We start from the raw sequence: 12,692 nt of genomic DNA, 5'->3' as shown, positions 1-12,692 counted from the left end.
AGCAGGCGAGAGGATGAGGGCATGAGCACGATCGGCCTGATCGGCGGCATGAGCTGGGAATCGACTGCGGTTTACTACCGGCTGCTCAATGAACGGGTGCGCGCCCTTCGGGGCGGGCTGCACTCTGCGGATGTGCTGCTGCATTCGCTCGATTTCGCACCGATCGCCGAGATGCAGGCGAGCGGCGACTGGGCTGCGGCCGGCCATCTCCTGGCCGACAGCGCCATCCGGCTGGAGCGGGCGGGTGTGAACTGTATCCTGCTCTGCACCAATACGATGCACAAGCTCGCGGACCGGATCACGGCCGCGACACGCGTGCCCTTCCTGCATCTGGCGGACGTGACCGCGACGGCGATCCGCAAGAGCCCGTCGCGGCGGCCGCTGCTGCTGGCCACGCGCTTCACGATGGAGCAGGCCTTCTATCGGGAGCGGCTCGCCGCATTCGGCGTCGAGGCCATGGTTCCTGATGCGGAACAACGCGACGATGTCCATCGCATCATCTACGAGGAGCTCTGCCGTGGCCGGATCGAGCCTGCCTCGAAGGCGCGCTATCTCGATATCGTCGCAGCGGCCGTAAGGCAGGGCGCCGATGGCGTGATCCTTGGTTGCACCGAGATCACCTTCCTGGTCTCGCAGGCCGATTTCGACATCCCGGTCTTCGACACGACGGCGTTGCATGTCGAAGCCGCACTCGATTTCAGCCAGGAAATGGCGAGCCAGGCGGCATGAAGCTCCTGATTGGAAACAAGTGCTACTCGTCATGGTCGTTGCGGGCCTGGTTCCTGCTCCGTGCCAAGGGCATTGCCTTCGATGAGACGCTCGTCCTGCTCGACGCGCCCGGCTTCAAGGAGGCGATCTTCGCCGAGGCTCCCGGCAGCGGCGGCACCGTGCCGACGCTGGTCGACGGGGATATCGCGACGTGGGAGACGCTCGCGATCATGGAATATCTGCATGACAGCCATCCCGACCTCGGGGTCTGGCCGAGGAACCGGGCGGCGCGAGCCCATGCCCGTGCCATGTCCAGCGAGATGCATGCCGGCTTCTTTGCGTTGCGCCGGGCCTGTCCGATGAATCTCGGCAAGCGCTTTGCTGCACGCGATCGTGGGGTCGACGTCGCCAGGGATGTCGCACGCATCACCGCGCTTTGGTGCGAGGCTCGCTCCCGCTTCGGCGAGGCGGAAGGAGGCCCTTTCCTCTACGGCGCCTTCTCCGCAGCCGACGCCATGTATGCGCCGATCGTCACCAGACTCGATACCTACGCGATCCCGGTCGATCCGGTCAGTGCCGCCTATATGGCCGCGGTACTCGACCATCCCTCTTATCGGGACTGGCTGAAGGCCGCCCTGGCCGAACCCTGGATCGTAGCCCAGGACGAGGTCGACGAGCCCGCCACCGCCAATCTCCGTCACGTCTAGTTCCGAATTCCGCTTCAGCTCCTGCAGGTGTCCGATGCCGACGTCAGCCACGCATTATCCGAACGCTCCCAAGATCCAGCCGGTCGCTCGCCACACGTTGGCAGTGATCGTCGACAATGAACCGGGCGTTCTTGCCCGCATCGCCGGGCTGTTCTCGGGCCGCGGCTACAATATCGAGAGCCTCACCGTCTCGGAAACCGAGCACGAGAAGCACATCTCGCGCATCACCGTGGTCACGTCCGGCACCGCCAACGTCATCGAGCAGATCAAGGCGCATCTCGACCGGTTGGTGCCCGTGCACCGGGTCGTCGACCTGACGCTGCAGGGCGAGGCGCTGGAGCGCGAGCTCGCCTTGGTCAAGGTCGTCGGCAAGGGCGACCATCGGGTCGAGGCGATGCGGCTTGCGGCGGCTTTTGGCGCGCGGACGCTCGATGCCTCCCTGACCTCCTTTGTCTTCGAGCTGACGGGCTCGACCGAGGAGATCGAGCGGTTCATCAAGCTGATGACCGTGGTCGGGCTCACCGAAGTCTCGCGCACGGGCATCGCGGCGATGAGCCGCGGCCCTGAGGCGATGTGATCTAGGGCGATGGATGCGGCTTCGCTCAATATGGTGGCGCTTGCGCTCGGGGCGGCCGGATTCGGCTGCTTCGCCTGGCCGATCATCCAGCGGCTCAATGGCAAGGCGCCGGCCGAAGCCCCCGGCAGCGGCAAGAGCCTGCGCTCGCCGCTGTGGTGGGCGGGCTTCCTGCTGACGATTGCGGCGATCTTCCTGCAGCGCATCGCCAGCCAACACGCGGGAGGAGGCTAGCCTCCCGCGGCAGCCTCAGCCGCTGAAGCCGCCCGCGTCGAGAAACGCGCGCTCTTCAGGCGTCGTGTCGCGGCCGAGGACGGCATTGCGATGGGGGAAGCGACCGAAGTCGCGAATGATGTCGCGATGGATGATCGCGTATTTGGTGCTGTCCTCATCGCCCGAGGCGCGGCTCAGATCGATGCAGCGTTCCTGATGGTCCAGCTCTTCGGAATGCATGAAGGGCATGTAGAAGAAGCGCCGCTCGGGATTGGTGAAGTGCTGGTCGAAGCCGCGGGCGATGGCGCGCTCGGCGACCGCTACAGCGAGATCGTCGCTGGCGAAGGCCCCGGGCGAGCCGCGGTACAGGTTACGCGGAAACTGGTCCAGCAAGATGAGCAGCGCATAGGCGCCTTCGGGGGTCTCTTCCCAAGAGCCGAGCTTGGCCGCGGCGGCGGCGCGCTGGGCCTCGAGAAAGCGATCGCGGATTTCCTGGTCGAAGGCGTCGTTCTTGTCGAACCACTTATCCGGTCCGGCTTGCCGCCAGAAGGCGACGGTCTCGGCGGCCGTAGGCAAGCTCATACTGTATCTCCAGATCGAATAACGCGTTGTCCGTGAAGCGCAATTGCCCCAACCGGCGGGGCGGATGGCGGCGCAGATTGACGCATTCCGGGCGGAAGCGAAACCCGGCCGGGCCCGTGCCGAGGATCTTCGCAGGCTGGCCCTTGCGCTGAGAAAAACCTTCCTGTAGAGACCGAACCGTAACGTACGGTACTGATCCTTGAGCGCCACTCCGGACACATCAAGCGAAGGACTGACAGCCCGGCAACAGGCCGTGCTGGATGCTGTGCTTGGCCTGATGGTCGAGAAGGGCGAGCACCTGACGATGACGGCTGTCGCCCGGCGTGCGAGCTGCTCGAAGGAAACCCTCTACAAGTGGTTCGGCGATCGTGACGGCCTGCTGACCGCGACCGTGCAGTGGCAGGCCTCGAAGGTGCGCGCCGGCAATTATGATCGCCAGAAACTCGATGCCCTGACGCTGCGCGAAAGCCTGACGCGTTTCGCGACGAACTGGCTCAATGTGATCACCAGCGACACCTCGATTGCACTGAACCGGATTGCCATCAGCCAGGCTGGATCGAAGGCCGGCAATCTCGGCGGGATCGTGCTGGCGAACGGGCGTGTCGCCATCGGCGAACGCCTGAAGCCGGTTCTTGACGCGGGCCGTGAGGCGGGGCTCCTGGCTTTCGATGATACGGAGACTGCCTTTCGCACATTCCTCGGCCTTGTCGGGCGCGATGTGCAGATCAGGCTGCTGCTGGGTGATGCGCTCGTGTTGAGCCCTGCGGAGAACGAGCGCGATGCAGCGCGCGCGACCGATCAATTCCTCACTCTGTACGGCGCGGTTGAAGCCGCTCCGGGCAAAGAAAAACCCTAACGCGAGACCAAGGAGCAACCTATGCGCGTTTATTACGACCGCGATGCGGACATCAATCTGATCAAGGGCAAGAAAGTCTGCATCGTCGGCTACGGCTCGCAGGGCCATGCCCATGCGCTCAACCTGCGCGATTCCGGCGTGAAGGACGTGATCATCGCCCTGAAGGCCGGTTCGGCCACCCGCAAGAAGGCCGAGGAAGCCGGTTTCAAGGTCATGACCCCGGCCGAAGCCGCCAAGACCGCCGACATCATGATGATGCTGACCCCTGACGAACTGCAGGGCGACATCTATCGCGACGAATTGCACGGCAACATGAAGGAAGGCGCGGCGCTGCTCTTCGCGCATGGCCTCAACGTGCATTTCAACCTGATCGAGCCACGCAAGGACCTCGACGTGCTGATGGTCGCGCCGAAGGGCCCCGGCCACACCGTGCGCTCGGAGTATCAGCGCGGCGGCGGCGTGCCGACCCTGATCGCGATCCACCAGGACGCCACCGGCAACGCCCATGATCTCGGCCTGTCCTACGCCTCGGCCAATGGCGGCGGTCGCGCCGGCATCATCGAGACCACCTTCAAGGAAGAGTGCGAGACCGACCTCTTCGGCGAGCAGGTCGTGCTCTGCGGCGGCCTGGTCGAGCTGATCAAGGCTGGCTACGAGACCCTGACCGAGGCTGGCTATGCACCCGAGATGGCCTATTTCGAGTGCCTGCATGAAGTGAAGTTGATCGTCGACCTCATCTATGAGGGCGGCATCGCCAACATGAACTACTCGATCTCGAACACCGCCGAATTCGGCGAATATGTCACCGGCCCGCGCATCATCACCGCCGAGACCAAGGCCGAGATGAAGCGCGTGCTGACCGACATCCAATCGGGCAAGTTCACCCGCGACTGGATGCTCGAGAACAAGGTCAACCAGACCTCGTTCAAGGCCACCCGCGCCCGCATGGCCGCGCACCCGATCGAGGAAGTCGGCGCCAAGCTGCGCGACATGATGCCCTGGATCAAGGCCAAGGCGCTGGTCGACAAGACCAAGAACTGATCGGGCTCAGGCTCTGACCCACGGACTGGCGAGCCGGTGCAATACCACTCGCCAAGCGCCTGAGAGGGTTAACAAATCATTGATTTCGAGAGGGCGGATGCAGTAGTGTGTCCGCCCTCTCGCCTTTCCGGGCGTGGAACCGGTTCCTGTTCGATGCGTTCGAAAGGGCAGTCGTACGTGGAGGCGGCCATGAGGACGATGAACCTGAACAGTGTCATTGACAGCCCTATCTGTGCGCGGGCCTTGCTTGCAGTGTCGCTCGTGATCGTATTTGCCGCGGTGTTCGGACTTTTCGGATACTGAAGGGCGCTTGCGTCAGGCGGCAGGATTTGGCGAAGAACGCGGGACCATCGAAAACGGAAAAGGCCTCCGGCGTTTTGCGCCGGAGGCCTTTCTCTTCGCAGGGATGCGGGGGTCAGAAGGTGATCTTGTCCTTGATCTCGGACTCGACATTCGAGGGCAGGACGCTGCGTTTCACGAGATCATTGAAGTCCTTGAACTTCGCCTTGGTGCGCTCCTCGATGATTTTCTTGGAGCGCGCTTCGCCGATGCCCTTGAGGCTGTCGAGTTCGGCGGCGGTTGCGGTGTTGATGTTGATCTTCTTGACCTGAGCGGCGGCTGCGGGCTGTGCAGGCTTGGCGGCGGTACCAGCGGCGGGCGCTGCGGGCGCCGCCACTGGGGCCGGGGCACGTGCGGGGGCGCTCGGCTGCGTGGCGGGCTGTTGTGCGAAGGCGAAGCCGGCGGTCAGCGCGAGGGCGACGATCGGCGAGATGATGCGCGAAAGGCTCATGGTTGGACTCCATAGTCCTGCCCGGGAGGGTAGCATCGGACAGGCGCCGGGTCGCCCGCCTCGACAACGCCGGCAGCCTGGAGCCGTTCGGCGTGCCGCGTCAGATTCGCAGTGGTGAGTGGCGATATCGCGACGCAACGCCGCCAATTCGCGCCTTCTGGCCTGAACCCGCGCTGAATGCGCTGTTCAGCGTTCGGACGGCTTTTGGTCAGCGCGTCACGAACTCGGCCAGCCGTCCGGCGCCATAGAGCAGGCCGAAGCCCCAGGCGAAGGACGCGGCCCAGTTGGCGAGCTGGAAGGGCAGGAACGGCATTTTCACGATGCCGGCGACAATGGCGATGACCGCCCGCAGCGGCCCGAAGAAATGACCGATGAGAATGCTGAAGATACCCCATTTCTCGAAGAAGGCATGACCCTTCTCAAGCAGTTCAGGGTTCTTCTTGAGCGGCCAGGTTTCCCCGATACGCGGGCCGAGCACGAGGCCGGCCCAATAGGAGATCCAGAAACCGCAACCTGCGCCGAGCGAGGCTGCGAAAGCCAGCGGAACCAGGTCAAGACCGGAGGCTCCCGCCGCCGCGCCGAAGGCGGTGAAGAACACCGTGGCGGGTACGAGCCAGGACAGCACCGCGACACATTCGGCGAAGGCCACCAGAAAGACGATCGGGATCGCCCATTGCTGGTTGGTGCGCATGAACTCGACGAGTCCCTGCATCAGGCTTTCGAGTTGCTGCATGAGGGTCGAAATCTTTCAGGCCAAGGCGCTGGCTTATCGCTGTCCCGGGCTACGGATGCAACAGCTGCGCTCCGCGGCGAATCTGCCGGGCAAGACCAAGGTTGGGTTGCCTTCCGGAGGCGATCACCTAGAGTTTCGCCAAACGAACGCGATATTCGGCCAGGGCGCGTGGCGCAGCAGGCCGTTGGGGAACGCTTTATGGAGCTTCAAGACCGCCTGCGCGCTGGTGCGGGCCCTGCTGGCGTGCCCGGGGCGGATACCGCGCCAGCTGTCAATCTCAGCGGCATCGACATCACCTTCCAGCTTACAGGAGGGCATCGCTACAAGGCGGTGACCGGCATTGACCTCACCGTCTCGGCCGGGGAGTTCGTGTCGGTCGTGGGGCCGACCGGCTGCGGAAAGTCGACCTTGCTCAATGCTGCAGCCGGGCTGCTGACCCCGTCTGCCGGCAAGGTCGGGATCTTCGGCAAGCCGCTCTCGGGGCTGAATGTCCGCGCGGGCTATCTCTTCCAGCAGGACGCGCTGATGCCGTGGAAGACGGCTCTGCAGAATGTCGCAGTGGCACTGGAACCGATGGGTGTGCCGGCCGAGGAGGCTGACGCCCGCGCCCGAGACTGGCTCGGCCGCGTCGGCCTGCGTGCCTTCGTCGATCGTTATCCGCACATGCTCTCGGGCGGCCAGCGCAAGCGCGTCAGTCTCGCGCAGATGCTGATCCGCAATCCCGAGATTTTGCTGATGGATGAGCCCTTCGGCCCGCTCGATGCGCAGACGCGGCAGATCATGGGCAATCTCCTGCTGGATCTCTGGTCGAAGGATCGAAAAGCCCTGATCTTCGTCACGCATGATCTTGAGGAGGCGATCGCGCTCTCCGACCGCGTCGTGGTGATGTCGGCGGGGCCGGCCGCCGGAATCGTTGCCGATTACAGGGTCACCCTGCCGCGTCCGCGCGACATCGCCGAGATCCGGCTGGAGAAGGCCTTCCACGAGATTCATCGCGACATCTGGTCGTCGCTGCGTGTCGAGGTGCAGAAGGCCTACGCCATGGGCGAGGGCAAGGAACTGGTGCAGGGAGACGCCCCGTGAACCGCCTGACGCTCCTTGCGCTGCAGATCCTCGTCGCTGTCGTGTTCCTGCTGATCTGGCATGTCTTCACTGTCTATCCGCTGCTCGGCGACACCAAGACGATCCAGTTCTTCTTCTCGACGCCGCTGCAGGTCCTCGGCCGAACCTGGACCCAGCTGACCGGCGGCGACATCTATTTCCATCTCGGCATCACGCTGACCGAGACCGTGCTCGCCTTCGTCATCGGCTCGGCGGCGGGCATCTTCTTCGGCTTCACCTTCGCGCGCCGGCAACTGATGGCGGCGGTGTTCGATCCCTATATCAAGGCGGCCAATGCGTTGCCGCGTGTGGTGTTGGCGCCGATTTTCGCGCTCTGGTTCGGTCTCGGCATCTGGTCGAAGGTGGCGCTCGGCTTCACGCTGGTCTTCTTCATCGTCTTCTTCAACGTCTACCAGGGCGTTCGCGAGGTCTCGCCGACGGTGCTCGCCAATGCCCGCATGCTCGGCATGAACGAACGCCAGCTCTTCCGCCATGTCTACTGGCCGTCGGCCCTGACCTGGATGTTCTCCTCGCTGCACACCTCTGTCGGCTTTGCGCTGGTCGGTGCAGTTGTCGGCGAATATCTCGGCTCGTCGGCCGGCCTCGGCTACAAGATCCATGAGGCTGAGAGCGTCTTCGATGTCACCGGCGTGTTCTCCGGCATGCTGATCCTGGCGCTCTTCGTCATCGTGATCGATTCGCTCGTCACCTTCGTCGAGAAGCGGCTGCTGGTCTGGCGGCCCGGACAGAGCGCGACCACGACGACATAGGTCGGCGGGGCCAGCTCAGCCCGCACCTGCCGCTTCTGGGCGCTGCTGACGAGCCATGTGCCCGGCAGCGGCGCTGCTTTCTATCAGCGTCAGGAAGGCTGCCGCGACCGGGCGGAGCGTCTCCGCCGGCAGCGATACGGCGTGCAAGGTGCGTCGGAGGTTCGGGCGGAGGGGGATCGCGACGACACCACGGCTGTCGTCGAGGGCAAGCTCGGGCATGATCGTCAGGCCGAGCCCTTCCCGCACCATGCTCAGCAGCGTCGCGTTGTCGCGCACGAGGCAGGCGATCTCGGGATGGCTGGCCGCCGCGGTCAGGAGTTCCTGGATGAGCGTTTCGCAGCCCCCGCCCGAGAGCAGCATGCGTTGCCCGTTCAGAGCGCCAAGCAGGAGCGAGGCGCGGGATGCAAGCTCGTGGTCGGTGGGGACAACCACGAGGTAGTCGTCGGAATAGACCGGACGGGCTGACAATTCAGGATGGGTGCGGCTGGTGATGCCGATCTCGACCACGCCGGCCTGGACCCAGGCCGTGACCTCCGGATCCGTCCCCTCGTACAAGCTCACGGTAATGCCGGGATGCTCGGTGCGCAGGCGCCGCAGCCATGCGGGCAGCAGCCGGATGGCTGCGCTCTGTACGACGCCGATCCGCAAGGTGCCGCTTAACTTGCCGGCAAGGCCGCCACATGTGCCGAGCCGCGCTACGGCCGCGAGTGCCGCACGTGTCTCGACAAGTGCCGCTTCGCCGGCTGCCGTCAGCGCCAACCCATCGCGGCCACGCAGCAGCAAGGTCGCGTCCAGCGCCCGTTCCAAGCCTGCTACCGCCTGGCTCACGGCTGACTGCGACAGGCAAAGGCGGTCGGCTGCGACGGTGAAGCCGCCATGTTCGACGACGCCAGCGAAACAACGCAACTGCACCAGAGTGACATTAGGTGGCATGATCGAGGGGTATTCCCAGGATTAATTGGACTGATCTTGTCCGCGTCCTTAACCCGGCCACCGCAACGCACTCAAGGCTAGGGATGGGGCTCGATGACCGCCGTATCAGACAGATTGACCGTGGGCCTCGCCCAGATCGCTCCGGTATGGCTCGATCGCGATGCCACCCTGGCGAAGGTGGTCGACTGGATCGCGCGTGCTGCAGCGGCCGGGTGCGGCTTCGTCGCATTCGGGGAGGCGCTGGTGCCGGGTTATCCTTTCTGGATCGAACACACTGACGGCGCGCGTTTTGAATCCTCGCTGCAGAAGGAGATACACGCGCATTATCTGGACCAGGCCGTGCAGATCGAGGCTGGTCACCTGGCTCCGGTCTGCGCTGCGGCGGAGCGCTGCGGCGTTGCCGTCATGCTCGGCATCATCGAACGCCCGGCAGATCGGGGTGGACACAGCGTCTATTGCTCGCGCGTGCATATTGGCGCGGACGGCATCATCGCGTCGGTGCATCGCAAGCTGATGCCGACCTACGAAGAGAGGCTGAGCTGGGCACCGGGCGATGGGCAGGGCCTCCAGGTGCACCGTGTCGGGGCCTTCACGGTTGGCGGGCTGAACTGCTTCGAGAACTGGATGCCGCTGTCGCGAGCGGCGCTGTATGCGCAGGGGGAGAACCTGCATGTGGCGCTCTGGCCGGGGAACCTCCGCAACACGGTCGATACAACCTGCTTCCTGGCGCGCGAGGGGCGCAGCTACGTGCTGGCTGTCTCGGGGCTGATGCGCAAGCAGGACGTACCGGCCGGCAGTCCTGCCGCTGCCATGCTGGAAACCTGCCCCGAGATCCTAGCTGATGGCGGTTCCGGCATCGCCGGGCCGGACGGCAAATGGGTGATAGAGCCCGTGACAGGGCGAGAGGAGCTTCTCGTTGCGACGCTCGATCATCGCGAGGTCAGGCGCGAGCGCCAGAATTTCGATCAGGCCGGACACTATGCCCGGCCGGATGTGACACGCCTGGTCGTCAACCGGACCCGGCAGGGGGTTGCGTCCTTCCTGGACGAGGGGACCCTGTAGCGACGTGGGCTCACCTGCATTCGGCTTAGGGGGAACTCAGACGAAAGTTCCGCTCCGGACCTCGGGCTGATCTGGGAGGCGAGGTTGCCCGTGCCGGGCAATCTCGCCTATCGTCGGGGCCGACTGCGCCAGTTCAGAAGCGCAAACCGATCCGATCAGGAGGAAATTCGATGAGCTTCACCCGTCGCGGCGCGCTTGCCGCGCTCGCCTTGTCCACCTCTCTCGGTTTCGTGCCGTTTGGCGCACAGGCCCAGACGGCCGAGAAACCGAATGTCACGCTCGGCGTCGGCGGCAAGCAGCTGCTCTATTATCTTCCGCTGACGGTCGCGGAGAAGAAGGGCTTCTTCAAGGAGCAGGGGCTCGACGTCACGATCAACGACTTCGGCGGTGGCGCGAAGTCGTTGCAGGCCCTCGTCGGCGGCTCGGTCGATGTCGTGACCGGCGCCTATGAGCATACCATCCGGATGCAGGCCAAGGGCCAGGACATCCGCGCCGTGGTTGAGCTCGGTCGTTTCCCGGCGATCACCATCGCCGTGCGCAAGGAGCTTGCCGACAAGGTCAAATCCGCGGCCGATTTCAAGGGCTTGAAGATCGGCGTCACCGCGCCCGGCTCCTCGACCTCGCTGACCGCGCAATATGCCATGGTCAAGGCCGGCCTGAAGGCGACCGACGCGCCGATCATCGGAGTCGGTGCCGGCGCGAGTGCCGTTGCCGCGATCAAGCAGGGCCAGGTCGACATCATCTCGCATCTCGATCCCGTGACCTCGAAGCTCGAAGCGGATGGCGATGTCGTCGCGCTGATCGACACCCGCACCGAGGCCGGTACCAAGGCATTGTTCGGCGGCTCGAACCCCGCCGCCGTGCTCTATCTCAAGAATGATTTCGCCGAGAAGAACCCGGTCACGACCCAAAAGCTCGTCAACGCGCTGGTCAAGTCCCTGAAATGGCTGGAGACGGCCAAGCCTGAGGACGTCGCTGATCTCGTCCCCGCGGAATACCATCTCGGCGACAAGCCGCTCTATCTGCGCGCGGTCAAGAACTCGCAGGAAAGCTATTCGCGCACCGGCATTTCCACGCCAGATGCGATGAAGAGCATGTATGACTCGCTGAAGTTGCTCGATCCTGAGCTTGCGACCTCGAATGTCGACCTGAGCAAGACCTTCATCGACAGCTTTGCGAAGAAGGCCGCCGCCGGATCGTAAGCTCTCGACTCCTTGCTGCGCGCCGGTCAATCTCGGCTCTTCCGTTGGGAGAGACGAGATGACCGAGCGCGCTGCGATCGAGACCTTGCTCCTGAGTGCCTATGAGGCGCGCGTGCAGGGGGATCTCGATGGAGTGATGACCTTCTTTCACCCGGATTGCCGGTTCCATTTCATGGGAGCGGAGGATCTCGGGGCCATGTGCAGCCCACAGACGGGCTGTGTCGCGGTTCGGGAGCAGATGGCGGGGTTGATCGGCACGTACGCCTTCTCGAAGTTCAGGACGCTGGGCCTGCTCGTCGAAGGCGATCGCGCCTCGTTTCACTGGAGCGCCGATGTCACCCATGTGCCGACCGGTCGTACCCAGAGCTTCGAGGCGGTCGATCTGATCACCGTCGAGGACGGCAAGGTCAGAAGCCTGACGCAGTTCACCGACACAGCCAGCGTGCTGCGTCTCGGCTCTGCCTGATCTGCGTTTGTCATCGCCTGCATCAATGCTTTCGATTTGCGCCCGGCGCGGCAACCGCTAGGTTCGCCGCGTCGTTTCGTTGAAGGCTTGTGCTGCGCGCCATGAACATCCTCTCGATCCAGTCCCATGTCGCTTTTGGCCATGTCGGCAATGCCTCCGCCGTTTTCCCGATGCAGCGACTCGGGGTCGAGGTCTGGCCGATCCATACTGTGCAGTTCTCGAATCATACGGGCTACGGGGACTGGAAAGGCCGGGTCTTCGAGGGCGGCATGATCGACGAGGTGATGGAAGGCATTGCCGAGCGCGGTGTGCTGCCGGGCTGCGACGGCGTGCTCTCCGGCTATATGGGATCGGCCGATATCGGCCACGCCATCCTGTCTGCCGTCGAACGTGTCCGCGCGGCCAATCCCGATGCGCTCTATTGCTGCGACCCGGTGATCGGCGATGTCGGGCGCGGCATTTTCGTGCGGCCGGGCATTCCCGAGTTCATGCGCGAACAAGCGGTGCCGGCCGCCGATATCGTCACGCCGAACCAATTCGAGCTCGAACTCCTGACCGATATCGAGGTGAAGACCATTGCCGACGCGCACCGCGCCGTCGAAACGCTGCGCGATGCCGGGCCGAAGGTCGTGCTGGTGACATCGCTGGTCACGGAAGAAACACCAGCGGATGCGATCGACCTGATGGCGGCTGACGCCAAGGGCGCCTTCCGGGTGCGCACACCGAAGATCGACATCAGTGTCAATGGTGCGGGCGATGCGATCGCCGCACTCTTCTTTGTCCATTACATGCGCGAGGGATCGGCTGCCGCTGCTCTCAGTAAGGCCTCGTCCTCGATCTACGGCCTGTTGAAGCGGACGAAGGAGGCCGGCTCGCGCGAAATCCTGACGGTTGCCGCGCAGGACGAGTTCGTGACGCCTTCGCAGCTCTTCACGCCCCAAGCGATCTGAACCG

Annotated in this window: 16 protein-coding genes; 12 read left to right on the top strand and 4 right to left on the bottom strand. The window is 64.3% G+C overall.

Annotated features, from left to right (window positions below; all coding sequences use genetic code 11):
• The first annotated feature begins 21 nt into the window (after positions 1-21).
• From AB4099_RS01290 to AB4099_RS01275, 4 genes are read left to right on the top strand one after another with little or no spacing between them, the layout of a single operon-like run.
• Positions 22-729: an aspartate/glutamate racemase family protein gene (locus tag AB4099_RS01290; RefSeq protein ID WP_441476758.1), complete on the top strand. Its 708-nt coding sequence runs from the start codon at positions 22-24 to the stop codon at positions 727-729.
• Positions 726-1,415: a glutathione S-transferase gene (locus AB4099_RS01285; RefSeq protein ID WP_113513681.1), complete on the top strand. Its 690-nt coding sequence runs from the start codon at positions 726-728 to the stop codon at positions 1,413-1,415. The genes AB4099_RS01290 and AB4099_RS01285 overlap by 4 nt, the downstream gene beginning before the upstream one ends.
• A 34-nt stretch (positions 1,416-1,449) precedes the next feature.
• The gene (ilvN, locus tag AB4099_RS01280; RefSeq protein WP_069879874.1) at positions 1,450-1,992 is read left to right on the top strand and encodes an acetolactate synthase small subunit; all 543 of its coding nucleotides are present in this window, start codon (positions 1,450-1,452) and stop codon (positions 1,990-1,992) included.
• 9 nt (positions 1,993-2,001) lie between these two features.
• Positions 2,002-2,223 (top strand): hypothetical protein, encoded by a 222-nt coding sequence (locus tag AB4099_RS01275; protein WP_441476757.1) that lies wholly within the window; start codon positions 2,002-2,004, stop codon positions 2,221-2,223.
• Positions 2,224-2,238: 15 nt separating this feature from the next.
• Here AB4099_RS01275 and AB4099_RS01270 read toward each other — a convergent pair whose 3' ends face one another.
• Positions 2,239-2,784 (bottom strand): DUF924 family protein, encoded by a 546-nt coding sequence (locus tag AB4099_RS01270; protein WP_441476756.1) that lies wholly within the window; start codon positions 2,782-2,784, stop codon positions 2,239-2,241.
• Between the two features lie 199 nt (positions 2,785-2,983).
• On the opposite strand from AB4099_RS01270, the gene AB4099_RS01265 reads away from it, so the two are divergent.
• Positions 2,984-3,640, top strand: a complete 657-nt coding sequence (locus AB4099_RS01265) for a TetR/AcrR family transcriptional regulator C-terminal domain-containing protein (protein WP_441476755.1) — start codon at positions 2,984-2,986, stop codon at positions 3,638-3,640.
• Between the two features lie 21 nt (positions 3,641-3,661).
• Positions 3,662-4,681 carry a ketol-acid reductoisomerase gene (ilvC, locus tag AB4099_RS01260; protein WP_043237478.1) on the top strand — a complete coding sequence of 340 codons (1,020 nt, stop codon included), beginning with the start codon at positions 3,662-3,664 and terminating at the stop codon, positions 4,679-4,681.
• Positions 4,682-5,096: 415 nt separating this feature from the next.
• Here the strand turns inward: ilvC and AB4099_RS01255 are convergent, their stop codons facing one another.
• The gene (locus AB4099_RS01255) at positions 5,097-5,471 is read right to left on the bottom strand and encodes a ComEA family DNA-binding protein (protein ID WP_441476754.1); all 375 of its coding nucleotides are present in this window, start codon (positions 5,469-5,471) and stop codon (positions 5,097-5,099) included.
• 208 nt (positions 5,472-5,679) lie between these two features.
• Complete coding sequence (locus AB4099_RS01250) at positions 5,680-6,204, bottom strand: DedA family protein (RefSeq protein WP_113513671.1); 525 nt, start codon at positions 6,202-6,204, stop codon at positions 5,680-5,682.
• A gap of 198 nt (positions 6,205-6,402) precedes the next feature.
• On the opposite strand from AB4099_RS01250, the gene AB4099_RS01245 reads away from it, so the two are divergent.
• Together AB4099_RS01245 and AB4099_RS01240 are read left to right on the top strand one after the other, a co-directional pair.
• Positions 6,403-7,287: an ABC transporter ATP-binding protein gene (locus tag AB4099_RS01245; RefSeq protein ID WP_441476753.1), complete on the top strand. Its 885-nt coding sequence runs from the start codon at positions 6,403-6,405 to the stop codon at positions 7,285-7,287.
• Positions 7,284-8,075, top strand: a complete 792-nt coding sequence (locus AB4099_RS01240) for an ABC transporter permease (protein WP_069879881.1) — start codon at positions 7,284-7,286, stop codon at positions 8,073-8,075. The genes AB4099_RS01245 and AB4099_RS01240 overlap by 4 nt, the downstream gene beginning before the upstream one ends.
• 15 nt (positions 8,076-8,090) lie before the next feature.
• On the opposite strand, the gene AB4099_RS01235 is transcribed toward AB4099_RS01240, so the two are convergent.
• Complete coding sequence (locus AB4099_RS01235; protein ID WP_441476752.1) at positions 8,091-9,008, bottom strand: LysR family transcriptional regulator; 918 nt, start codon at positions 9,006-9,008, stop codon at positions 8,091-8,093.
• 93 nt (positions 9,009-9,101) lie between these two features.
• On the opposite strand from AB4099_RS01235, the gene AB4099_RS01230 reads away from it, so the two are divergent.
• The 4 genes from AB4099_RS01230 (at position 9,102) to pdxY (ending at position 12,688) form a co-directional block, all read left to right on the top strand.
• A complete protein-coding gene (locus AB4099_RS01230; protein WP_441476751.1) occupies positions 9,102-10,070 on the top strand; it encodes a carbon-nitrogen hydrolase family protein in 969 nt (322 codons plus the stop codon).
• Positions 10,071-10,240: 170 nt separating this feature from the next.
• Positions 10,241-11,272 carry an ABC transporter substrate-binding protein gene (locus AB4099_RS01225; RefSeq protein ID WP_113513663.1) on the top strand — a complete coding sequence of 344 codons (1,032 nt, stop codon included), beginning with the start codon at positions 10,241-10,243 and terminating at the stop codon, positions 11,270-11,272.
• A 58-nt stretch (positions 11,273-11,330) separates the two neighbouring features.
• Positions 11,331-11,738, top strand: coding sequence for a nuclear transport factor 2 family protein (locus AB4099_RS01220; RefSeq protein WP_441476750.1), 408 nt, complete (start codon positions 11,331-11,333; stop codon positions 11,736-11,738).
• Between the two features lie 101 nt (positions 11,739-11,839).
• Positions 11,840-12,688 (top strand): pyridoxal kinase PdxY, encoded by an 849-nt coding sequence (gene pdxY, locus AB4099_RS01215; protein ID WP_113514043.1) that lies wholly within the window; start codon positions 11,840-11,842, stop codon positions 12,686-12,688.
• The last annotated feature ends 4 nt before the right edge of the window (positions 12,689-12,692 follow it).

The organism is Allobosea sp. 2KB_26 (assembly GCF_052115715.1).
In the GTDB taxonomy this organism is placed as follows: Bacteria; Pseudomonadota; Alphaproteobacteria; order Rhizobiales; family Beijerinckiaceae; genus Allobosea.
This window is presented reverse-complemented; position numbering and strand designations above follow the sequence as displayed.